Raw genomic sequence first — 20,846 nt, 5'->3', positions numbered from 1 at the left:
ATTCCCTCGCTTTCGAGCCAAGGAATAAAATATTCCAATTCCGATTGACAGCCAAGAACGCACAATTAATTCTCGACCTCATCACCAAGGTTTCAGCGCATGGACAGGTTGCGGATCTTCGGCGGGCAGAGATTGGAAGGCGCGGTCACCATATCCGGCGCCAAGAACGCCGCCTTGCCGCAGATAGCGGCCGCCCTGCTCAGCCCCTACCCGCTCGAACTGACGAACCTGCCCGATGTGACGGATGTCGAAAACATGCTGGGCGTGGTGCGGCTTCACGGCGCCGCAGTGACGCGATCGGCCCATGCCGCCACGATCGACACCCGTGCGGCCGTTTCCAAGGAGACGTCCTACGACACGGTGCGGAAAATGCGCGCGACGGTGCTCGTGCTGGCGCCGCTGCTCGCCCGGTTCGGCCATGCGCGGGTCTCGCTGCCAGGCGGCTGCGCGATTGGCGCGCGTCCGGTCGACATGCATGTGGCGGCTCTCGCAGCATTGGGCGCCGAGATCGCCATCGAAAACGGCTCGATCGTCGCATCAGCACCGAACGGACTGACCGGCACCCGCATCGTTCTGAGTTCTCCATCGGTCGGGGCGACGGAAACCGCCATGATGGCGGCCACGACGGCCAAGGGCGAAACCGAAATCCTCAACGCGGCGCGCGAGCCCGAAGTGGCCGACCTCGCCGCTTGCCTCAGTGCCATGGGCGCCCGCATCGAGGGCGCCGGCACGCATCGCATCCTGATCGCCGGCGACACGGACTGGTGCGCGGCCACGCACGACATCATCCCGGATCGCATCGAGGCCGGCACCTACGCCATCGCCGCGGCGATCACCGGCGGCCAACTGGAACTGACGCATGCCCGGCTCGAGCACATGGCCTCGGTGGTGCAATTGCTTGAGGCCACCGGCGTCAGCGTCTGGCCAGGCGACCGCGGGCTCATCGTCTCGCGCGAGCGGCCGCTCAAGGCCGTCGACGTCACGACGGAACCCTATCCGGGCTTTCCAACCGACCTCCAGGCGCAGTTCATGGCGCTGATGTGTTGCGCGCAGGGCGCGTCGCTGCTGCGCGAAACCATCTTCGAGAACCGCTTCATGCATGTTCCCGAACTGATGCGGCTCGGCGCCAACATCAAGCTGCAAGGCACCACGGCGCTGGTGCGCGGTGGCGGGAAGCTGCACGGCGCGCAGGTGATGGCCACCGACCTGCGCGCCTCGGTGTCGCTGGTGCTGGCGGCGCTGGTCGCCGAGGGCGAGACCATCATCAACCGCGTCTATCATCTCGACCGCGGCTACGAGCAACTGGACCGCAAGCTCCGCCTGTGCGGCGCCGACATCGAGCGGCTGAGCGCATGAGCAACGGCCGCTCCGACTATTTTCTCGGCGTCGACGGCGGCGGCACCGGATGCCGGGCCCGCATCGAGGATGCGGACGGAACCGTGCTGGGACAGGGCCTGTCAGGCCCGGCAACGACCCGGCTCGGCATCGAGGCCGCCTGGGCGTCCGTTGCGAAGGCCTTTGGCGCGGCGATCGAGGAGGCAGGGTTCGGCGCGGTCGAGACCGCCCGGACCCACGCCGGCATCGGCCTTGCCGGCATTGGCCGCAAGGGCGCGCTGGAGGCGTTGCGGGCGATCGCACATCCCTTTGCCAGCATCGACTTCGTCAGCGACGGCGTCGGCGCCTGCCTTGGCGCGCATTCGGGTCGGGATGGCGGCATCGTCATTGCCGGCACGGGTTCGATCGGCCTCGGCTTCGTCGAGGGGCGCGACCTGCGCGCCGGCGGCTATGGCTTTCCGATCTCCGACGAGGGCAGCGGCGCCGATCTTGGCTTGAAGGCCGTGCAACTGGCGTTGCGCGCCCATGACGGGCGGCATGAGCGGACGGCATTGTTGACGGAGGTCATGCAGCGTTTCGAGAACGACCCGATGCAAGCCGTCGCCTGGATGGACCGCGCCAGCGCCACCGACTATGCGGCCCTGGCGCCGATGGTGATGCGCCATGCCGACCAGGGCGATCCTGTCGGACGGCGCATCGTGCAAAGCGCGGCCGAGCAGATCGACGCGCTGGTGCGGGTTCTGTTCGAAAAGGGCGCGCCGCGCGTGACCTTGCTGGGCGGGCTCGCCAGCCCGCTCAAACCTTGGCTTTCCCCCGATGTCCGACGTCGCCTGAAGCCCGCCGATGGCGATGCGGTTTCCGGGACGATCATTCTTGCCCGCAGGTCGCTCGACAAGCGTTAGCAAGGGAGGAATAATTTATTCCATCCTTCCGTTGACGTAACGAATATGGAATTCTAAGACGTTAACGAAACGGGGTGGCGGCAACGGTAGAAGTACGCGTGCACTGGCGCCGTCGAGGAACCGCTCTCGTTACCGGCTGAGCGACCTGATTTGAAAGCATTGGGATGAGCGAGCAAGGTTTGATGTCCGAGCTGGACCGGCTGGTTTCCGAAGGCCGGAATCCGCGGACCATGGACATTGACCTGCTGCCGACCATCGACGTCCTGCGCAAGATCAATGACGAGGACCGGGTGGTCCCGGCGGCCGTCGAAAAGGTGCTGCCGGACATCGCGGCCGCGGTCGACCGGATCGTGCTCGCCTTCCAGAAAGGCGCGCGGCTGATCTACATGGGCGCCGGCACCAGCGGCCGGCTTGGCGTTCTCGACGCTTCGGAATGCCCGCCCACTTTCGGCGTGCCCGAAGGCATGGTCGTCGGCCTGATCGCCGGTGGTCCCGACGCCCTTGTGCGATCCCTGGAAGGCGTCGAGGACGATCCGAAAATGGGCGCCCAGGCGCTGCGGGAGATCGGGCTGACCCCAGACGACGTGGTGGTCGGCATCGCGGTCAGCGGGCGCACGCCCTATGTCATCGGCGGATTGAACTATGCCAGACAGGTGGGCGCGACGACGGTGGCCCTGTCCTGCAATCCGGCATCGACCATAGCCGGCGTCGCCGACATTGCCATCTCGCCGCTTGTCGGGCCGGAGGTGCTGACCGGCTCGACGCGGCTGAAATCGGGAACCGCGCAGAAGCTGGTGCTCAACATGCTGACCACAGCCAGCATGATCCGCATCGGCAAGAGCTACCAGAACCTGATGGTCGACCTCAACCCGTCCAACAAGAAGCTGGTCGCCAGAGCGATCAGGATCGTCATGCAGACGACCGGTTGCACGGCGCCGCGGGCCAGGCAGGCGCTCGGCCAGACAGGCAATGACGTGAAGCTGGCGATCCTGGTGACCATCACCGGCATGGGCGTCGAGGAGGCGCGCGCTGCGCTCGCCAAGGCTGGAGGCTTCCTGCGAAAGGCAATCAGCGACGCGATGGCGTGAAGACGCCGCGTGGGCTACGACGGCGTGAAGCCGCATAGGCTGGGCCGATACTCCAAAGCATGTGTGCCTTGGAAGGGCCCGCGGAAACTGCAAGGCAAGTTCAATCATAATGGGAGAGAGAAATGGCACGGCACCTCACAAGAACACTCCTGTCAGGCATCACGCTGGCGGCAATGCTCGGCATCGCCACCGTTTCGACGCAAGCTGCGACGCTGCACATGGCCTGGTCGCAGGACGCGACGGGACTTGATCCGCACAAGCAGACTGCCTTTTCCTCGCTGCGGCTCCTGGAGCTGATCTATGAGCCGCTGGTGCGGGTCGATGCCAGCCTGCAGATCATTCCCGCCATCGCCACGTCCTGGGAGTTCTCCAAGGACGGCAAGGAGCTGACCTTTAAGCTCGATCCCAAGGCGAAATTCCAGGACGGCACTGCCGTCACCCCGGCCGACGTCAAGGCATCGTTCGAGCGCATACTTGATGAGAAGACGGGCGCCGCGGCCCGCGCCAACTTCCTGTCGATCGCCAGCATCGACACGCCGGACGCGGCAACCGTGGTGTTTCATCTGTCGCAGCCCGATGCACCGATCCTGACGGCGATGAGCGACGTCAACGCGGCGATCGTTCCGGCAAGCGAAATCACCTCCGGCTCGATCGGCACCAAGGCGGTCGGCTCCGGCCCGTTCAAGCTCGACAAGTGGGACCCCAACGCCAAGGAGGTTCTGAGCGCCAACAAGGATTGGGCCGGAGGTGCTACCGGCGTCGACGGCATCGAGATCAGCGTGCTGCCGGACGAAGCGGCGATCCTGGCCGCCATGCGCACCAGGCAGATCGATTTCGCGCTGCTCAACGACCCGCTCGTCGCCACGCTGGTGCCGAGGGAAGCCAGCCTGCAACTGAACCGCGTGCCGGTGCTGGCCTATCACGTGCTGCAGCTCAACCCGTCGCGCAAGCCGATGACCGAGCTGAAGGTGCGACAGGCGATCTCCTGCGCCATCGACCGGCAGGAGGTGCTGGACACCGCTTCGCTCGGCGAAGGCAAGGTCACCGGACCGCTGACTATCCCTGCTCTGGCAACCGATGCGAGCCAGCTGTTCTGCTACAAGCGCGATGTCGACAAGGCCAAGAAGCTGATGACGGAGGCCGGCTTTGCCGATGGCTTTTCGGCGACCGTGATCGGCGCCACCGGCGAGCCGCCGACAGCGGCGGCGGAGGCCCAGGTCATCCAGTCGCAACTGGCTGAAATCGGGGTCAAGCTCGACATCAAGATGATGGAGCTCAACGTCTATGTCGACGCCTGGCTGAAGGGCGATTTCGACATGGCGATCGCGCTCAATGGCGGCCGTGCCGACCCTTACACCATGTACAACCGCTATTGGACCAAATCAGGCAATCTGCAGAAGGTGGCGAACTACATCGACGACACGCTCGACAGCCTGATGCAGAAGGGCCGCGCCGAGACGGACCCGGCGGCGCGCAAGGCGATCTTCGCCGAGTTCGAGAAGCACCTCGCCGAAGTGTCGCCGTGGATCTGGCTCTACACCTCCTACAGCTACACGGCCCAGCAGAAGAACATTGCCGGGTTCGTGCCGACGCCGACGGGCACGCTGTTCAGCCTGAGCAAGGTTACCATCCAGCAGTAGCCGCCTCTAGATCAAAGCGATAGAGCATGGTGTCGTCCGAAAACCGCTTCACACTTTCCGGCATGCTCTAGACGAGAGGACTTCTTCGCGTGAACTATCTGATGCGACGGCTGGCGGCATTTCCTCTCGTCCTGCTTGGCGTGTCCATCCTGGTGTTCGTGGCGATCCGGATGGTGCCGGGCGATTCGATCACCGCGATGCTGGGCACCGAAGCCGGCCTGCTGACGCCGACACAGCGTGACTCGCTCGCCGCCTATTTCGGCATCGACCAGCCCTGGTTCGTCCAGTACTGGCGGTGGATAGGAGGCATTCTGCACGGCAATTTCGGGATCTCCGTCACCTATGGCCGGCCGGTGCTGGACGTCATCCTCGAGCGCTTTCCGCTGACGCTCGAACTGGCAATCCTGTCGATGATCATCGCGCTCCTGGTCGGCATGCCAGCCGGGATTTTTGCCGCCACGCACAACGAAAAACTATCCGATCTCGGGGTGCGCGTCGTCGCCATGATCGGCCAGTCGACGCCGAGCTTCGTGCTTGGCCTGCTGATCATCTACACGCTGTCGGCCGGCTTCGGTGTGCTGCCGGCGATGGGCGAATTCGCGCCGCTTTGGCAGAACCCGCTGCGCAACCTCAGCCAGCTGATCCTGCCCGCCATCACGCTCGGCTTCGCCTTCGCGGCTTCCGTCACCCGCATCTCGCGCTCGGCCATGCTCGAGGTGTTGAGCGACGACTATGTGCGGACCGCGCGCAGCAAGGGCGCCTCGGCGCGCAGCGTCATCTGGCGGCACGCCTTGCCCAATGCGCTGATCCCGGTGGTGACGCTGAGCGGCATCGAATTCGGCTATCTCCTCGGCGGCGCCGTCATCGTCGAGCAGATCTATGCGCTGCCCGGTCTTGGCCGCATGGTGCTCGACGCGATCCAGCAGCGCGACTACGCGCTGGTGCAGGGAAGCGTGCTGTTCGTCGCCTTCAATTTCATGATCGTCAACCTCCTGGTCGATCTCGCCTATGTCGCCCTCGATCCGCGCATCCGGCTGGGAGAGCAGTGATGCGCGTCCTGCGCGCCATCTTCGGACACGGCAGCGGCCGCATTGGCGGCGTCATCGTCGGCGTCTATGTCATCATCGCCATCCTCGGCCTGCTCGGGCTGACGCCGCACAATCCCATCACGCAATACCGGATCGACCGGCTGCACGCACCCAACGGTGCCTATTGGATGGGCACCGACCTGTTCGGCCGCGACGTCGCCAGCCGGTTGATGGCCGGCATCGGTCAGTCCTTCACCGTCGCCTTCTTCTCGGTCGCCTTCGCCGCGCTTGCCGGCACCGTGCTGGGGCTGACCGCCGCCTGGCTCGGGCGCCGCTGGGACGGCGTCGTTATGCGGATCATGGATGTGCTGCTGGCTTTTCCTGCCATCCTTTTGGCGCTGCTCATCGTCACCGTTGCCGGACCGGGCACATGGACCAGCGTCGTTGCCATCGGCATCGTCTACACGCCGATCTTCACGCGCGTGGTGCGCGGCCCTGCTTTGTCGCTCAAGACACGCGAGTTCGTCGACGCCGCGCGTACTTTCGGAAGCAGCTCGAGCTACATCGTCACGCGGCATTTGCTGCTCAATCTGGTCGCGCCCTTGACCGTCCAGGTGACGCTGGCGCTGGCCTGGGCACTGCTGACCGAGGCTGGCTTGAGTTTCCTCGGCCTGGGCACGCAGCCGCCCGCCGCCTCGCTCGGCCTGATGCTAAGCGACAGCCGCAATTTGATGGAGACGGCGCCCTGGCTGATGATCTTCCCGGGGCTGACGATCATGATCAGCATCCTCGGCTTCAACCTGCTTGGCGACGCCTTGCGCGATATCCTCGATCCGAGGATGCGGACGGCGCCGGCATGACCCCGCTGCTGTCCGTCCGCGATCTGCGCGTCGGCTTCGGTCGCACTCCGCAAACCAATGAAGTGGTGCGTGGTGTCAGCTTCGAGGTGGCGGACGGCGAGACGCTGGCGATCGTCGGCGAGAGCGGTTCGGGCAAGTCCGTCACCGCATTGTCGATCAATCGGCTCATCGATTTCGGCGGCGGCCGCATCACCGGCGGCTCGATGAAGCTGAAACGGGCCGACGGCAGCCTTTTCGACCTGATGACCGCGACCGAGCCGCAACTGACCGGCATTCGCGGCGCCGAGATCGGCATGATCTTCCAGGAGCCGATGACATCGCTCAATCCGGTGCTGACCATCGGTTCGCAAATCGAGGAATCGTTTCGCCTGCATCGCGGCTTGTCCGGCCGGCAAGCCACGGCGGCGGCCAAGGATGCGCTCGACCGCGTGCGCATTCCCGATGCGGCGCGGCGGCTGAAATACACGCCCAACCAGCTGTCGGGCGGCATGCTGCAAAGGGTGATGATCGCGATTGCGCTCGCCTGCAATCCACGCCTGCTCATCGCCGACGAGCCGACCACGGCGCTCGACGTGACGGTGCAGGCGCAGATCATGGCGCTGCTTGCCGAGTTGAAGCGGGAAACCGGCATGTCGATGATCTTCATCACCCACGATATCGGCCTGGTTGCCGGCATCGCCGACAAGGTGATGGTGATGCAGAACGGGCAGGCGGTGGAGCAAGGCGAACTGAACCAGATCCTCGACAAGCCGCAGCATCCCTATACGCGGCATCTGCTGCACGACGTGCCGCATTTCGCCAACGGCCGCGCGACGCGTTCGGACGGGCGGCGCGACGAGGGCGCAGGCACGGAACCGGCCCTGGAGGTCAACGGGCTGGTGGTGCGGTTTCCCCTCAAGAGCAATTTCTTCAGCCGGGCCACGGGCGCGGTGCATGCCGTCGATGGCATCGACTTCGACCTGATGCCGGGCGAGACGCTGGCTATCGTCGGCGAGAGCGGCTCGGGCAAATCGACCACCGCGCGCGCGGTGCTCGGGCTGGTGCGGTCGACGCGTGGCAGCTTCTCGATCGGTGCCCGCAAGGCTTCCGCGCAGCAAAGCGCCAAGCCCGTCCAGATGGTGTTCCAGAACCCCTACGCCTCGCTCAACCCAAGGCTCACCATAGAGAGCATCCTGGCCGAGCCGGTGATCGCCACCAGCGGCCGGGTGAATGCCGAGACGCGGAGCAGGATGGCGAGCCTGCTGGAACGCGTCGGCCTGCCCAAGAACAGCCTGGAGCGCTATCCGCACGAGTTCTCCGGAGGCCAGCGGCAAAGGCTGTGCATTGCCCGCGCGCTGATGCTGAACCCTTCCGTGGTCGTTCTCGATGAAGCGGTGTCGGCGCTGGATGTCTCGGTTCAAGCCAAGGTGCTGGAGCTGCTGGTCGACCTGCAACGCGAGTTCGGGCTGGCCTATCTGTTCATCTCGCACGATATGGCTGTGGTCGAGCGGATCGCCCACCGCATCGCCGTCATCTATGCCGGCCAGATCGTCGAGATCGGCGACGCGGCCTCGGTGCTGTCGAAGCCGAAACATTCCTATACGAAAAAGCTCATATCAGCCGTTCCGACCATCGACCGGCGGAACGAGCGTTTCGAGATCGACACACGCCAGGTGCCCTCGCTGGTGCGCCCGCAGGGATTTGAGCCGGCGGAGGCCAGGTGGGAGCGGTTTGGTGGGGATCATATAGCGAGGGTGGAGGCGTGATGGGTTGTGCCTTTGGATGTGTGAGGTCGGCGGGACAGCGCCCCCCTCTGCCCTGCCGGGCATCTCCCCCACATGGGGGGAGATCGGCAGCTTCGGCTTTCCGCCCACCTTCCAACGCAGGAGATTGGCGAAAGCGGTGGCCACATCCAATCTCCCCCCTCGTGGGGGAGATGTCCGGCAGGACAGAGGGGGGCGCGACGGATCGCTGCCTTTCAGACGGAGGCTCGCATTGACGGAGCTCTTCGATCGCGCATTCCAGCCATTGGCAGCAGCAGTAGCCGCCAAGCGCATTCCCGGCGGCGTGCTCGGCATCGTCGACCGCAACGGCGGCCGCATCACCAGGGCGATCGGCTCCGCGCAGCTCGTGCCGCAGCAGCGACCGATGCGCGAGGAGACCTGGTTCGACTTGGCATCGCTGACCAAGGTCATCTTCACCACGCCGCGCATCCTGGCTCTGGCGCAAGACGGCGTCATCGATCTCGATGCGCCGCTGATCTCGGTGCTCCCAGACCTTCGCCAGTATGATGCAGGGGCCTGGGAACGGAAGGTGACGTTCCGCCAATGCCTCGGCCACCAGACGCCGTTCCCGGCGGTCGAGCCGATCTACACTTACGGTCGCGATCCCGAACTGCTGCGCGCCTTCATCCTGCAGCGCGAATGGCGGGCACGTGACCCGGTCTATTCCGATATCAACTTCATCCTCCTCGGTTTCGCGCTGGAGCGGCTGTCGGGAAAGACGATCCGCGACATGGAGCCCGGCCCGGGCTTTGCGTGGTCCGCCGAACCGGATACCGCCGCTGCAACGGAAGACTGCACCTGGCGCCATCGCGTGCTCTCGGGTGAAGTGCACGACGACAATTGCGCGGCGTTGCAGGGCGCCGGGCATGCCGGCCTGTTCGGTACGGCGGCCTCGGTGCTCGATTTCGCCCAAGGACTGCTGACCGGCGCACCCGAACGTTCGATCGCGCTGATGCGGCAGCCCTTGTCCGCCACCCGCACCCATGGTTGGGAGCGTCCCTATGACGGCTGGTCTGGCGGCGCTTTGTGCAGCCCGGGAACGATAGGCCACACCGGCTTTACCGGTACGGGGCTGTGGATCGACTTCGACAGCGGCAAGGCGTGGACCTTGCTCACCAACCGGATCCATCCGACACGTCATTTCGACAGCGGAATCGTTTCGCTTCGGCAGGCGGTCGGCGATCTCATTAACGGGGACTAGTGATCATGGAACCAATCTGGGCCGTGGGCCTGATGACCGGCACCGTGCTCGACGGCAACATCGATGTCGCGCTGATCAAGACCGACGGCGAACGGATCGACGATTTCGGCACCTACCGGCTGATGCCCTACCCCCCGTCGATCCGCTCCCTGCTGGAAGAGACGCTGAGGCAAGCAAGGGCCTGGAACTTCACCGGGCCGGAGCCGGCGATCTTCCGCGAGGCCGAGGAGGCGCTGACGCGCGCGCAATCGGCGGCGGTCAGGGAACTGGTCGAAGGCTATGGGATGACGATGGCGGACATCGGCGTCGTCGGCTTCCACGGCCAGACAGTGCTGCATCGCGCGCCGCAAATCGGCCGGCTCGGCCAAACCCGGCAGCTCGGCGATGGCGAACTGATGCATGCGATCCTCGGCACCAAGGTTGCCTATGATTTCCGCTCTGCCGACATACGCGCCGGCGGACAGGGCGCGCCTTTGGCGGCCGCTTATCACACCGCGTTGATGCGCAGCGCCGGCGCCAGCGGCGAGGTGGCCGTGCTCAATCTCGGCGGCGTCGCCAACATCACCTGGTGGGATGGCGCCGACAATGTCGTTGCCTTCGACACCGGCCCCGCCAACGCCCCGCTCAACGATTTCATCAAGTCGAAGGGGCTCGGCGAAATGGACCGCGACGGCGCGCTTGGCCATGCGGGCAAGGTCGACGAGGCCCGTCTCGCCAAGCTCTTGCAGCACCCCTATCTGACCAAGCCATACCCCAAATCGCTGGATCGTTTCGACTTCGGCGCCGCGATGGCGGACGGCCTGAACGCCGAGGATGGCGCGGCCCTGTTGACCGCCTTCACGGCTGCCGCAGTCGGCAAGGCGCTCGACCTTCTGCCGAGCCGGCCGAAAAAGCTGGTGGTCAGCGGCGGCGGCCGCCACAACCCGACGATGATGGCGATGCTCGCCAGCCGCGCCGGCGTCGAGGTGGTGCAGGCCGAAAGCCTCGGCTGGAGCGGCGACGCTGTGGAAGCAGAGTGCTTTGCCTTCCTCGCGGTTCGCGTGCTGCGCGGCCTGCCTATCAGCTTCCCGAGCACCACCGGCGCACCACAGCCGATGCGTGGCGGACGCCTCGCCGGCTAAGCCCCAGACAGCGTCTTCCGCAGGAAGATGCGGCTGCGGCCGACGGGGAAATCGGCAAGCGTGCCGAAGGGCTGATAACCCTGGCGCTGATAGACCCTGGCGGCGTTCGGATTGAAAGTGTCGATCCAGGCATTTTTACATCCGCGCGCCACGGCTTCCTGTTCGGCCGCGTCCAGCATCTTGCCGGTCATGTGCTGGCCGCGCAGCTTTTCATCGACCCACAGCCACTGCACGTAGAGCCAGCCCCAGGCGGTGTAGCCCGAAATACCGGCGACGATCGCTCCGGCATCATCGCGCACGAACACCGCCAGGGCCTTTTTTCCCGATGCACCGACATCGCCGTCGTTGAACGCCGTCAGGCGCTCGCCGAGAAAGGCGAGTTCTTCCGGCAGGGGGTCGGCGGTTGTTTCAAGTGTCGTGTTCATGGCTTTTTCCGACATCAACTGCTGGATGCGAGCCCAGCTTTACGAAGGGTGGCGCTTGCGTAATTCTATGTCTGTTCCCGAACAGGTTGCGCATCCGGACCGCCGCCATTGCGGAATTCGGACGCGGCAATGCCGTAGCGCTTGAGCTTGTCGTAGAACGTCTTGCGCGGCACGCCGAGCGCATCGATGGCGCCGCGCACATCGCCACCATGATCGCGCAGCGCATCGCGGATGAGCTGCGCCTCGTAGTGGCCGACCCGTTCGGGCAACGTGGCCGCAGGCTCCGGCGATTGCGCGGGGATCGCCCTCGTCTCGTCTTCCGGGCCGAGACCGAGCACAACGCGATCGGCAAAATGCGCGAGCTCGCGCACATTGCCGGGCCAGTCATGCGACTGAAGGTGGTCGCTCACCGCGGCGTTCACCTTCGCGACGGGCCGGCCGAACCGCTCCGCCGCCTTGCCGAGAAAATGCCCGAACAGCATCGGAATGTCGCCGCGCCGCTCGCGCAGCGGCGGGATGCGCAGCGTCACCACGTTGAGGCGAAAATAGAGATCCTCGCGAAAATCGCCGCGCTGGTCTGGCCGGCCGAGATCGACCTTCGTCGCCGCGACGACCCTCAAATCGATACGCCTGATCTCGTTCGAGCCAAGCGGGGTGAGGCTGCGCGTTTCGAGCACTCGCAGCAGCTTGACCTGGAGGGCCGGCGGCATGGATTCGATCTCGTCGAGGAACAGCGTGCCGCCGCTGGAATGCTCGATGCGGCCGATGCGCCGCCGTTGCGCCCCGGTGAATGCGCCAGCCTCATGGCCGAACAGCTCGCTTTCTATGACGGTCTCGGGCAGCGCGCCGCAATTCAGCGCCACGAAGGGTTTCGCGCGCCGCCGCCCCCATCTGTGCAGAAGGTCCGCCACCACCTCCTTGCCGGTTCCGGTCTCCCCTTCCACCAGCACGTCGACATCCATGTCGGCGATCTGGCGCAAGGTCTCGCGCAGCCGCCGGATGGCGGGTGCTTCGCCGATCAGCGGCAGGCCGTCGGCGGCCTGCGTGGCGGCTTCGCGCAGCCGCCGGTTTTCCATGACCAGCCGCCGCTTCTCCGAAGCCCGCCGCAACGCCTCGACAAGCCGGTCGCCGGCATAGGGCTTGGAAATGAAATCGTAGACGCCGTCCTTGAGTGCCGCCACGGCGAGATCGACGTCGCCATGCCCGGTGACCAGGATCACCGGTATATCGGGGTCGATCGCCTTGACCCGATCGAACAGCTGCAAACCGTTCATGCCCGGCATGCGGATATCGCTGACGACCACGCCGTCGAAATTCCCATCGACGACGGCAAGCGCCGCCTCGGCGGCATCCAGCGCGATCACTGTAAAGCCGGCAAGCTCGAGCAATTGCGTGGTGGCGTGAAGCAGGTCCGCGTCGTCGTCGACGAGCGCCACCAGCCGTGATCCCTCTGTCATTCAATCCGCCTCAAATCGATGGTAAAGGATGCGCCGATGCCGCTGCCGGAATCGAACCGCAGCGTGCCGCCGAGTTCCTGGGCGATCTCCTGCGAAATCACCAGCCCGAGGCCCAGCCCCTTCTCCTTGGTGGTCTGGAACGGCATGAACAGATTGCCGGCCGCCTCCGGACCGAGGCCGGGACCATTGTCGCGCACCGAAATCAGCACATGATCGTCGTGCTCGGCGAGTTCGATCTCGATGCGGGGATCGGGTTGGTCCTTCATGGCGTCCAGCGCGTTCTGCAGCAGGTTGACCAGGATCTGCTCCAGCCGGATGCGGCTGGCCATCACCATCGGCGAGGCGGTGCCGCGCGGCTTGACGATGGTAACGCCGGAATCGCGGATGCGGCCGGACAGCAGCGACAGCGCGCCGTCGATCGCCTCGCGCACCGGCAGCGGCGAGGCGGCAACGCCGGGCCGGCGGGCGAAGGTACGCAACGTGCTGGTGATCGCGCCGATGCGCTCGGTCATCGAGACGATCGAGGTCAGGTTGGTGCTGGCCGGCACCGTCTTGCCGCGTTCGAGAAAACGCCCGGCATTTTCAGCGTAAGTGCGGATCGCGGCGACCGGCTGATTGATCTCATGCGCCACGCCGGCGGCGATCTGGCCGAGGATGGAGAGCCGGTTGGCCTGGGCGAGATCGTCGCGCAGCGCCCGGACCTTGGCCTCGGCGTTTTCGCGCTCGGCGATTTCCTCGGCCAGTGCTGTGTTGGAGCGCGTCAGTTCGGCCGTTCGCGTGCTGACCCGGCTCTCGAGCTCGACGTTCATGCGCGCCAGCGCCTCCTGCCGCAACAGGCGAGCGCGCCGGCGCCGGGTGAGTATGAAGGCGAGCAATCCGGTCAGCAGCAGCCCGAGCAGCGTGGTCAGCCGAGCCGTGTTGGCGGCGGTGGTGAGAGCGGCGTCGGCTGGCGTGAGCAGCCACAAACGCCAGCCGGGAACCGCACCCGGCAAATCCTGCACCACCTCGACGAACTGGCGCGGCTTTCCGGCAATGCCGATCGTCGCCAGGCCATCACCGGCACCGCGCCGTATCGGCAGCGGTTCGAAGCCGGCATCGGGCAGTTGCAGCTGTTCGTGGGCAGCGGCGGCGTCCTGTGCCGACAACGGCGCCAGCGCATGAAACCGCCATTCGGGCTGGCTGGTTGCCAGCACCACGCCGCGTTCGTCGGTGACGAAGACGAGAAAGCCGCTGGAGCGCCAATTGGCTTCGACGCTGTCGAGTTCGACCTTCAGCACCGCAACGCCGAGCGGCTTGTCGCCATCATCTACCCGGCTGGCGAGATAAAGACCCGGCCGGCCGCTGATCGTGCCGAGGCCATACTGGCTGGCGGCGCCCGTCGCCATTGCTTCGTTGAAGTAATGTCGAAAATTATAGTCGATGCCGACAAAGCTCGCCGGCTCGCCGGCATTGCTGGCTGATATGGCGATGCCTGACGTGTCGATGACATAGATGGCGGACGCCGATGCATCGCCGGCAATCGCCCTGAGCTTGTTGTTGAGGGCCGTTTCTTCCGTTCTTCCGGCGCGGCGAAGTGCCTCGCGCACCGCATCGTCGCGTGCCAGCACCAGTGGCACCAGGCGCTGCTTTTCGATTTCGCCGGTTAGGGTTCCCGCCGCCAGCGGCAGGGCGGCAAGCGCTGTGTCGCGCAGATTGTCGGCCGCCTCGCCGGAGGCGATGCGCCCGGCAATGACGATCGCACCCGTCAGGACCGCGAGGGCGATCGCGACGACAAGCCAGCGGCCATCGCGCAGCCGGGCTGCCATCTCACGCAGCAGGTCACTGCCGGAAGCGGAGCCGCTATCTGTGCCTGCTTGCGGCGTCTGCCCTCTCCATTTTTTGTCGCGACCTCGCCCGGCCACTCTAATGCGAAATTCCGCCCAGGCACAATGTCGCCTGTGCGGAAATCCGCACAAGTATTCTCGGCGGGACCTCGAAAAGCGCCGAAATGCCGGGGTTTCAGGCTTTCCCCGATCTGGCACAGGGCTTGCAAAAGTTGTTCCCAGCGGCGTGCGACCGGAACGCCGCGATGGGAGAAGTCACGCAGGGCGGTGCATTCCGTCCATCCGGCCAGGGAGAGTTCGATGCACATCGCAGACCAATCAGGCGCGCCCGCCGCGCAGCGGAAGCCTTTCTACGCCCAACTCTACGTGCAGGTACTCGTCGCCATCACCGTCGGCATCTTGCTCGGCCATTACTACCCGTCGATCGGCGAGAGCATGAAGCCGCTTGGCGACGCCTTCATCAAGCTGGTCAAGATGATCATCGCCCCGGTGATCTTCCTGACGGTGGCGACCGGCATCGCCGGCATGAGAGACCTGCAGAAGGTCGGGCGTGTCGCCGGCAAGGCGATGCTCTATTTCCTCACCTTCTCGACGCTCGCCCTCATCATCGGCCTCGTCGTCGCCAATGTCGTGCAGCCGGGCGCCGGCTTCAACATCGATCCGGCAACGCTCGATGCCTCGACTGTCAACACCTACGCGGCCAAAGCGCATGACCAGTCGGTCACCGGCTTCCTGATGAACATCATCCCGGGGACGATCGTCGGCGCCTTCGCCGATGGCGACATCCTGCAGGTGCTGTTCTTCTCGGTTCTGTTCGGCATCGCGCTGGCGCTGGTCGGCGACCGGGGCGCGCCGGTGCTCAACTTCCTGCAGGCGCTGATGGCGCCGATGTTCAAGCTGGTCAGCGTGTTGATGAAGGCGGCCCCCATCGGCGCTTTCGGCGCCATGGCCTTCACCATCGGCAAATACGGCATCGGCTCGGTCATCAACCTCGCAATGCTGGTCGGCACCTTCTACGTGACGTCGCTGCTGTTCGTGTTCGTCGTGCTGGGTGCGGTCTGCCGCTACAACGGGTTCTCCATCCTGTCCCTGATCCGCTACATCAAGGAAGAGCTGCTGCTGGTGCTGGGAACGTCCTCTTCGGAAGCCGCCCTGCCCTCGCTGATGGAAAAGATGGAGAAGGCCGGCGCCAAGCGTTCGGTGGTCGGGCTGGTCATTCCGACCGGCTATTCCTTCAACCTCGACGGCACCAACATCTACATGACGCTGGCGGCATTGTTCATCGCGCAGGCGACGAACATCCATCTGTCCTTCGGCGACCAGATCCTGCTGCTGCTGGTTGCGATGCTTTCGTCCAAGGGTGCCGCGGGCATCACCGGCGCCGGTTTCATCACCCTTGCCGCCACGCTTTCGGTCGTTCCGTCGGTGCCGGTCGCCGGCATGGCGCTGATCCTCGGCGTCGACCGCTTCATGTCGGAGTGCCGGGCGCTGACCAATTTCGTCGGCAACGCCGTCGCCACGCTGGTTGTCGCCCGCTGGGAAGGCGAACTCGACGAAGCCAAGCTGGCGAGCGCATTGGCGGGCAAGGCCGACGACAGCCTGCCGGCGGACATCGTTCCCGCCGAGTAGGCTGCGCGGTTCAAATGCCAATGCCGACGGCCGGAAGCATGCCGCTTTCGGCCGTTGGAGCTATCTCGGCATCGCTGTGGGACGTGCGCACGCCGCGCAGCCTGAGCTCAGCCGGTGAAGTCCCTCCTCGTGTTCGGATATGTGCTTGGACCGACAGGCATGCGGGCCGCCAAAGTACCCCCGTCATCGAACAGGACAAGGCTGGCGGCGCCGACCAGCCCGGCGTGGCGGCCAAGCTGGGCCTGGACGACGGGGACGTCGCGATAGGCACGCATGGCCCGCTGCCTGATGGTCGCCTCTATTGCCGGAGCCATGAGGTCGAGGCCATTGGCGATGCCGCCGCCGACGACCAGCACGTCAGGCGAATAGAGATGCAAGAGGTTGGTGAAGCCGATGCCCAGCCAGCGGGCTTCCTCCTCCAGCAAGGCCAGAGCGAGATCGTCCCGCAGCCGCGCCGCCTCGACCACGTGGCGGCCGGTCACCTCACCGTCCGCCGAGAGGCGCCGCAGCGTCGAGCCATCAAAGGCTGATGTCGCGGCATTGGCGCGGCGGCCAAGTGCTGTGCCCGAGGCGATGGCCTCGAAGCAGCCGACGGCGCCGCACATGCAGCGTTCACCTTCATTGGTAATGGTCATGTGGCCGATCTCGGCGGCAAGCCCGCGGCGACCGTGCAGGATGCGCCCGTCGACGACGACGCCGCCGCCGATACCGGTCGAGACGGTGACGAAGACCAGCGAGCGCGCGCCGTGGCCGGCACCGAAGCGCCATTCGCCGAGCGCCGCTGCATTGGCATCGTTCTCCAGCCGCACCGGCAGGCCGAGCCGCCGTTCGAGAATGTCGGCGAGTGGTACGTCCAGCCAGCCGGCGAGTGTCGGCGGGCCGACCGCGATGCCGGCCAGCGGATCGAGCGGTCCCGGCGCACCGACGCCGACGCCAAGGATGGCGAGCGCCGGTGCCTCGGCATGGACGGTCGCCGCCAGCGCCTCGATCTGGCCGATCACCACGTCGGGGCCAGCCTGCGCCTGCGTCGGCACCGCAGCGAACGCCAGGATCTTGCCGTCACGGTCAACCAGCGCGGCACGAAGCTCGGTGCCGCCAAGGTCGATCGCGAGAGCGGCCTCGTTGCTCATGCCGCGACCTTCAACCCATGCAGCCAGCCGATGCGGCCGGCCAGATCCTTGTCGCCAAAGGCGAGCGAACCAAGAACCACGGTTTCGGCGCCGGCGGCGCGAAGCCGCGGCACCGTCTCGTGGCGGATGCCGCCGTCGGCCGCGAGCACCACGGCATCCTCACGTCCTGCTTTCCGCAAGACAGCGCGGGCGGCGCCTAGCCTGTCGCAGGCCTCGTCCGAAAGGCCCTGGCCCTTGACGCCGATCGCCGTTCCGAGAAGCGTGACGAAAGCGACTTCCGGGACGAAAGGCGCCACCGTCTCGACCGGCGTCTCCAGCCGGAGCACGACGCCGGCTTCGGCGCCGAGTTCACGGGCCAACCGAACCGCGCGCAAACCCGCCTCGCCGTTTTCGGCATGGACGCTGATCATGTCGGCACCCGCCTCGATGAACTGGCGCGTCTGTGCCTCGACGATGTCGGCATCGACCATCAGGTGGACGTGGATGGGCTTCGCCGTCAGCCTGGCGATGCGGGCGACGAGATCGGGAAAGAACAGGAAGGACGGCGCGAAATGGCCGTCCGCCACGTCGACGTGATGAAGGTCGACATAGGGCTCGATGCGCCTGAGGTCGCTTTCGAAATTGGCGAGATCGGCCGACCAGAGCGAGAATTCGGCGATCATGCGGTCGCGCGGCAATGCGCCGATGGCGGCCGGGCCTGAGAGTGGCTTCGAGATCATGACTGGTCCTGTTGGTTGAAATTTGTGTCGAGAAAGGCGCCGATAGCGGCACGGATCTCGGCAAAGTGGCGGTCCTTGTCGGCAGCCTTCGGCGTCACCTCGACAAAGGCGGCATCGGGGATGGCGTCGGCGAGGCTGCGAGCGGCCGCCAGCGGATGGACGAGGTCGATGCCGCAGCCGATGACCAAAGTGGGGATTGCGAGGCCGGCGGCTTCGGCCCGCGTGACACCGGGCCCGTCATTGGCGATCGCCTGCATCACCTCGGCGAAGACGGTTGCGTTTTCGCGCGCGAAGAAACCAAGCAGCGAAGCGAGATTGTCCGGCGCTTCGTCGCGAAACCGGGACGCGGTCGCGGAAGCCGCGAAGATGTCGCGCGCTTCGTCCAGCGGATGGTTTCGGATGAGTTCCGCCGCTTCGGCGTAGGGGCGCATGTTTTGCGGCGCCACATCGAAGGTCCAGGCAGGACGCACCAGCACCAGGCCAAGGATGCGGTCCGGGTGACGGCTTGCAAGCCGCAGCGCCATTGCCGCGCCCATAGAGATGCCGCCGGCGACGAAGCGTTCGAAGCCAGCCGCATCGGCGGCCGCCAGCACGTCGTCGGTGAACATGGCGATCGAGAAGGGGCGGCGGCTGCCGGCGCCGGAACCGCCTTGCGCCCGGCATTCGACGGTGAGCCGGCGACGTGATGGGCTGTCGGGAAAGTTCTGGGCCACCTGGGCGGCATCACCGCCGAGACCATGCTGGAAGACCAGGGGAACCCCGCCCTGCCCCGTGTCGAATATCCGAAGCGCAGCATCGTCGCGCAGCATGACCGACGCCACCCCCATCAGAGCAGCCCCCGCAGGAAGGCGGCAACGCCGGGGGCTTCGTCGGCGGACAGTCCGTGCGTAACAAGCGGGCCATCGAATCCCACAGCCTTCAGCCGCGCGACGAAATCTGGAAAATCGACGATGCCTTGTCCTGCGGTGGCGAAGCGGCCGTCACCGTGGCGGTCCTTGGCGTGCGCCATGACGATGTGGCCGGCGGCCTCGTCGATCGCTGCGGCGACGATGGCGCGCGCCTCGCCCGGTGTCGCGTGCTCGAAGAGGTTTGCCGGATCCAGCACGATCTTGAGGTGATTCGATCCCAAGTCGGCGATCAGCCGCGTCGCATCCTTCGCCGAGGTGACGATGTTGGCCTGCTCGGGCTCGATGCCGAGATCGACGCCGGCATTTTCGGCCAACGCCAGCGCCTTCGCCATTTCGGCGGCCATGTCGGACCAGGCTGCCGGGGTGGCATTGTCGGGGTGATAGGCCCATTGATCGGCGGCGTTGCGCGAGCCGGTGCAGAGGGTCACCAGCGGAATGCCGAGGGCCGCCGCCGTCTCGATGACGACGGCGAGACGCCGGAGCCCATCGTCGCGGACCGCCTTGTCGGGATGCGCCATGTTGTAGGTGCCGGACAGCGCGACGATCGAAACACCGGTCGATTGCCCGGCGGCGCGGATGGCCTGAATGGCTGCATCAGGCACGGCATCAGGCATCGACGGCAGGCCCGCGCAGGCGAGATTGAACTGCGTCGTCTCATAGCCCGCCTGCCGCACGGCTTTCAGCACGGCAGCCGGCTCGGTGCCCGCAAACGTCTTGGCGAAGATACCGAGACGCATCAGACCGCACCCGAGACCGGGGCGAGTTCGACCCGTTCACCCGTCTCTACCGAGCGCGCGATCGCCACCATGGCGCGGATCGAGGCGATGCCGTCCTCGACATTGGCGCCGCGCATCGGCGCGCCTGTCAGCACCGTGTCGGCGAGACCTTCCAACTGGCGGCGGAAGAAATGGCCGTCGGCGCCGAGCGGTTTTCGCGAGGTCGCGTCCTTCTCGTGGAAGATATCGACCTCGCTGGCGCGGAAATACCAGGGGTTGAAGGTCTTGGCGATCACCGAACCGTTCTCGCCATAGAGCTGAAAACCTTCGTGCCAGTCCATGCGCACGGCGACGGTAAGATCGAGATGGCCGAGCGCGCCGCTGGCGAACTCGGTCTCGACGAACCAGCAATAGGCGCCGAAACGTTCGTTGAGGCGGGCGCGCACGGCGGTGATCTCGCCGCACAGGAAGCGCGCCGTATCGACGAGATGTGAGCCATGCGCCAGCATGAAATATCGCCGGAGATCCGCCTTCGGATTGCCCGAAGGCTTCCTCGCGAGCTTGCTGGTGACCGGCAGCGGCTGCACCGCATCAGTGTTGGTGTAGCGGTGGGTGGAATCGCAATACCAGGCCTTCAGGGCCAGCACCTCGCCCATTTCGTCGCGCACGAAGTCGCGAGCCGCCTCCAGCGCCGGATCGAAGCGCTTCATGTGGCCGACCTGCAGGATCTTGCCGGAGCGCTTCACCGCTGCCGCCAGCGCCTCGCCCTCCTCGACCGAAGTGCCGATCGGCTTTTCGCACAGCACATGCTTGCCGGCTTCGAGCGCCTTGACTGACATCGGCACGTGATAGGCGTCCGACGTGGCGACGATGACCGCTTCCAGTTCGGGATCGGCGAGCATCGCGTCATAGTCGCCATATATTTTTTCGGGCTCGTAGGTGGCGCCCATGCGGGCGAGCAGGTCGGGCGCGGCGTCGCATATGGCGTAGAGGTCGGCATTGCCTGCTTTGACGCAGGATTCCAGGTGCGCGAACTGCGCGATGGGGCCGCAGCCGAGCACGCCGACCCTGAGCCGTCTGTCCTGTTTCTTGATCATCGTC

18 protein-coding genes are annotated in these 20,846 nt (G+C 65.8%); 10 read left to right on the top strand and 8 right to left on the bottom strand.

Annotated elements, in window-relative coordinates:
* Positions 1 to 99 precede the first annotated feature (99 nt).
* From murA to NKJ26_RS10065, 9 genes are all read left to right on the top strand, one after another.
* A complete protein-coding gene (gene murA / locus NKJ26_RS10105) occupies positions 100 to 1,356 on the top strand; it encodes a UDP-N-acetylglucosamine 1-carboxyvinyltransferase (RefSeq protein WP_352695140.1) in 1,257 nt (418 codons plus the stop codon).
* Complete coding sequence (locus NKJ26_RS10100) at positions 1,353 to 2,237, top strand: glucosamine kinase nucleotide-binding domain-containing protein (protein ID WP_352695139.1); 885 nt, start codon at positions 1,353 to 1,355, stop codon at positions 2,235 to 2,237. Before murA ends, NKJ26_RS10100 begins: the two co-directional genes overlap by 4 nt.
* Before the next feature lie 164 nt (positions 2,238 to 2,401).
* The gene (murQ, locus tag NKJ26_RS10095; protein ID WP_352695138.1) at positions 2,402 to 3,325 is read left to right on the top strand and encodes an N-acetylmuramic acid 6-phosphate etherase; all 924 of its coding nucleotides are present in this window, start codon (positions 2,402 to 2,404) and stop codon (positions 3,323 to 3,325) included.
* A gap of 122 nt (positions 3,326 to 3,447) precedes the next feature.
* Entirely contained in the window at positions 3,448 to 4,965 is a 1,518-nt protein-coding gene (locus NKJ26_RS10090) for an ABC transporter substrate-binding protein (protein ID WP_352695137.1), read from the top strand.
* 89 nt (positions 4,966 to 5,054) lie between these two features.
* A complete protein-coding gene (locus tag NKJ26_RS10085; RefSeq protein ID WP_352695136.1) occupies positions 5,055 to 6,014 on the top strand; it encodes an ABC transporter permease in 960 nt (319 codons plus the stop codon).
* On the top strand, positions 6,014 to 6,853 hold the full coding sequence (locus NKJ26_RS10080) for an ABC transporter permease (protein ID WP_352695135.1): 840 nt from the start codon (positions 6,014 to 6,016) through the stop codon (positions 6,851 to 6,853). Before NKJ26_RS10085 ends, NKJ26_RS10080 begins: the two co-directional genes overlap by 1 nt.
* Positions 6,850 to 8,598: an ABC transporter ATP-binding protein gene (locus tag NKJ26_RS10075; protein ID WP_352695134.1), complete on the top strand. Its 1,749-nt coding sequence runs from the start codon at positions 6,850 to 6,852 to the stop codon at positions 8,596 to 8,598. Before NKJ26_RS10080 ends, NKJ26_RS10075 begins: the two co-directional genes overlap by 4 nt.
* A gap of 229 nt (positions 8,599 to 8,827) precedes the next feature.
* On the top strand, positions 8,828 to 9,817 hold the full coding sequence (locus tag NKJ26_RS10070) for a serine hydrolase domain-containing protein (protein WP_352695133.1): 990 nt from the start codon (positions 8,828 to 8,830) through the stop codon (positions 9,815 to 9,817).
* A 5-nt stretch (positions 9,818 to 9,822) separates the two neighbouring features.
* On the top strand, positions 9,823 to 10,938 hold the full coding sequence (locus NKJ26_RS10065; RefSeq protein ID WP_352695132.1) for an anhydro-N-acetylmuramic acid kinase: 1,116 nt from the start codon (positions 9,823 to 9,825) through the stop codon (positions 10,936 to 10,938).
* On the opposite strand, the gene NKJ26_RS10060 is transcribed toward NKJ26_RS10065, so the two are convergent.
* The 3 genes from NKJ26_RS10060 to NKJ26_RS10050 form a co-directional block, all read right to left on the bottom strand.
* Positions 10,935 to 11,363 carry a GNAT family N-acetyltransferase gene (locus NKJ26_RS10060; RefSeq protein ID WP_352695131.1) on the bottom strand — a complete coding sequence of 143 codons (429 nt, stop codon included), beginning with the start codon at positions 11,361 to 11,363 and terminating at the stop codon, positions 10,935 to 10,937. The genes NKJ26_RS10065 and NKJ26_RS10060 overlap by 4 nt on opposite strands.
* Positions 11,364 to 11,428: 65 nt before the next feature.
* On the bottom strand, positions 11,429 to 12,820 hold the full coding sequence (locus NKJ26_RS10055; RefSeq protein WP_352695130.1) for a sigma-54-dependent transcriptional regulator: 1,392 nt from the start codon (positions 12,818 to 12,820) through the stop codon (positions 11,429 to 11,431).
* Positions 12,817 to 14,625: a sensor histidine kinase gene (locus tag NKJ26_RS10050; protein ID WP_352695129.1), complete on the bottom strand. Its 1,809-nt coding sequence runs from the start codon at positions 14,623 to 14,625 to the stop codon at positions 12,817 to 12,819. The genes NKJ26_RS10055 and NKJ26_RS10050 overlap by 4 nt, the downstream gene beginning before the upstream one ends.
* Before the next feature lie 318 nt (positions 14,626 to 14,943).
* Between NKJ26_RS10050 and NKJ26_RS10045 the strand changes: the two genes are divergently transcribed.
* Complete coding sequence (locus NKJ26_RS10045; protein ID WP_352598923.1) at positions 14,944 to 16,272, top strand: dicarboxylate/amino acid:cation symporter; 1,329 nt, start codon at positions 14,944 to 14,946, stop codon at positions 16,270 to 16,272.
* Between the two features lie 107 nt (positions 16,273 to 16,379).
* Here NKJ26_RS10045 and NKJ26_RS10040 read toward each other — a convergent pair whose 3' ends face one another.
* From NKJ26_RS10040 to NKJ26_RS10020, 5 genes are read right to left on the bottom strand one after another with little or no spacing between them, the layout of a single operon-like run.
* The gene (locus NKJ26_RS10040) at positions 16,380 to 17,402 is read right to left on the bottom strand and encodes an ROK family protein (RefSeq protein WP_352695128.1); all 1,023 of its coding nucleotides are present in this window, start codon (positions 17,400 to 17,402) and stop codon (positions 16,380 to 16,382) included.
* The gene (locus NKJ26_RS10035) at positions 17,399 to 18,121 is read right to left on the bottom strand and encodes a ribulose-phosphate 3-epimerase (RefSeq protein WP_352695127.1); all 723 of its coding nucleotides are present in this window, start codon (positions 18,119 to 18,121) and stop codon (positions 17,399 to 17,401) included. The genes NKJ26_RS10040 and NKJ26_RS10035 overlap by 4 nt, the downstream gene beginning before the upstream one ends.
* The gene (locus tag NKJ26_RS10030; RefSeq protein WP_352603869.1) at positions 18,118 to 18,948 is read right to left on the bottom strand and encodes an alpha/beta fold hydrolase; all 831 of its coding nucleotides are present in this window, start codon (positions 18,946 to 18,948) and stop codon (positions 18,118 to 18,120) included. The genes NKJ26_RS10035 and NKJ26_RS10030 overlap by 4 nt, the downstream gene beginning before the upstream one ends.
* On the bottom strand, positions 18,948 to 19,766 hold the full coding sequence (locus NKJ26_RS10025; protein WP_352695126.1) for a sugar phosphate isomerase/epimerase family protein: 819 nt from the start codon (positions 19,764 to 19,766) through the stop codon (positions 18,948 to 18,950). Before NKJ26_RS10025 ends, NKJ26_RS10030 begins: the two co-directional genes overlap by 1 nt.
* A complete protein-coding gene (locus NKJ26_RS10020) occupies positions 19,766 to 20,842 on the bottom strand; it encodes a Gfo/Idh/MocA family protein (RefSeq protein WP_352695125.1) in 1,077 nt (358 codons plus the stop codon). Before NKJ26_RS10020 ends, NKJ26_RS10025 begins: the two co-directional genes overlap by 1 nt.
* Positions 20,843 to 20,846: the final 4 nt, after the last annotated feature.

Source organism: Mesorhizobium sp. M0152 (genome assembly GCF_040322415.1).
Lineage (GTDB): Bacteria > Pseudomonadota > Alphaproteobacteria > Rhizobiales > Rhizobiaceae > Mesorhizobium.
The sequence above is the reverse complement of the archived record's forward strand: the minus strand, read 5'-3'. Positions and strand labels throughout refer to the sequence as shown.

What these genes read in the sequence shown, in the direction of transcription:
- murA (WP_352695140.1), top strand. Translation starts at nt 100, where the DNA reads ATGGACAGGTTGCGGATCTTCGGCGGGCAGAGATTGGAAGGCGCGGTC.
- NKJ26_RS10100 (WP_352695139.1), top strand. Translation starts at nt 1,353, where the DNA reads ATGAGCAACGGCCGCTCCGACTATTTTCTCGGCGTCGACGGCGGCGGC.
- murQ (WP_352695138.1), top strand. Translation starts at nt 2,402, where the DNA reads ATGAGCGAGCAAGGTTTGATGTCCGAGCTGGACCGGCTGGTTTCCGAA.
- NKJ26_RS10090 (WP_352695137.1), top strand. Translation starts at nt 3,448, where the DNA reads ATGGCACGGCACCTCACAAGAACACTCCTGTCAGGCATCACGCTGGCG.
- NKJ26_RS10080 (WP_352695135.1), top strand. Translation starts at nt 6,014, where the DNA reads ATGCGCGTCCTGCGCGCCATCTTCGGACACGGCAGCGGCCGCATTGGC.
- NKJ26_RS10075 (WP_352695134.1), top strand. Translation starts at nt 6,850, where the DNA reads ATGACCCCGCTGCTGTCCGTCCGCGATCTGCGCGTCGGCTTCGGTCGC.
- NKJ26_RS10065 (WP_352695132.1), top strand. Translation starts at nt 9,823, where the DNA reads ATGGAACCAATCTGGGCCGTGGGCCTGATGACCGGCACCGTGCTCGAC.
- NKJ26_RS10060 (WP_352695131.1), bottom strand. Translation starts at nt 11,363, where the DNA reads ATGAACACGACACTTGAAACAACCGCCGACCCCCTGCCGGAAGAACTC.
- NKJ26_RS10055 (WP_352695130.1), bottom strand. Translation starts at nt 12,820, where the DNA reads ATGACAGAGGGATCACGGCTGGTGGCGCTCGTCGACGACGACGCGGAC.
- NKJ26_RS10050 (WP_352695129.1), bottom strand. Translation starts at nt 14,625, where the DNA reads ATGGCAGCCCGGCTGCGCGATGGCCGCTGGCTTGTCGTCGCGATCGCC.
- NKJ26_RS10045 (WP_352598923.1), top strand. Translation starts at nt 14,944, where the DNA reads ATGCACATCGCAGACCAATCAGGCGCGCCCGCCGCGCAGCGGAAGCCT.
- NKJ26_RS10040 (WP_352695128.1), bottom strand. Translation starts at nt 17,402, where the DNA reads ATGAGCAACGAGGCCGCTCTCGCGATCGACCTTGGCGGCACCGAGCTT.
- NKJ26_RS10035 (WP_352695127.1), bottom strand. Translation starts at nt 18,121, where the DNA reads ATGATCTCGAAGCCACTCTCAGGCCCGGCCGCCATCGGCGCATTGCCG.
- NKJ26_RS10030 (WP_352603869.1), bottom strand. Translation starts at nt 18,948, where the DNA reads ATGGGGGTGGCGTCGGTCATGCTGCGCGACGATGCTGCGCTTCGGATA.
- NKJ26_RS10025 (WP_352695126.1), bottom strand. Translation starts at nt 19,766, where the DNA reads ATGCGTCTCGGTATCTTCGCCAAGACGTTTGCGGGCACCGAGCCGGCT.
- NKJ26_RS10020 (WP_352695125.1), bottom strand. Translation starts at nt 20,842, where the DNA reads ATGATCAAGAAACAGGACAGACGGCTCAGGGTCGGCGTGCTCGGCTGC.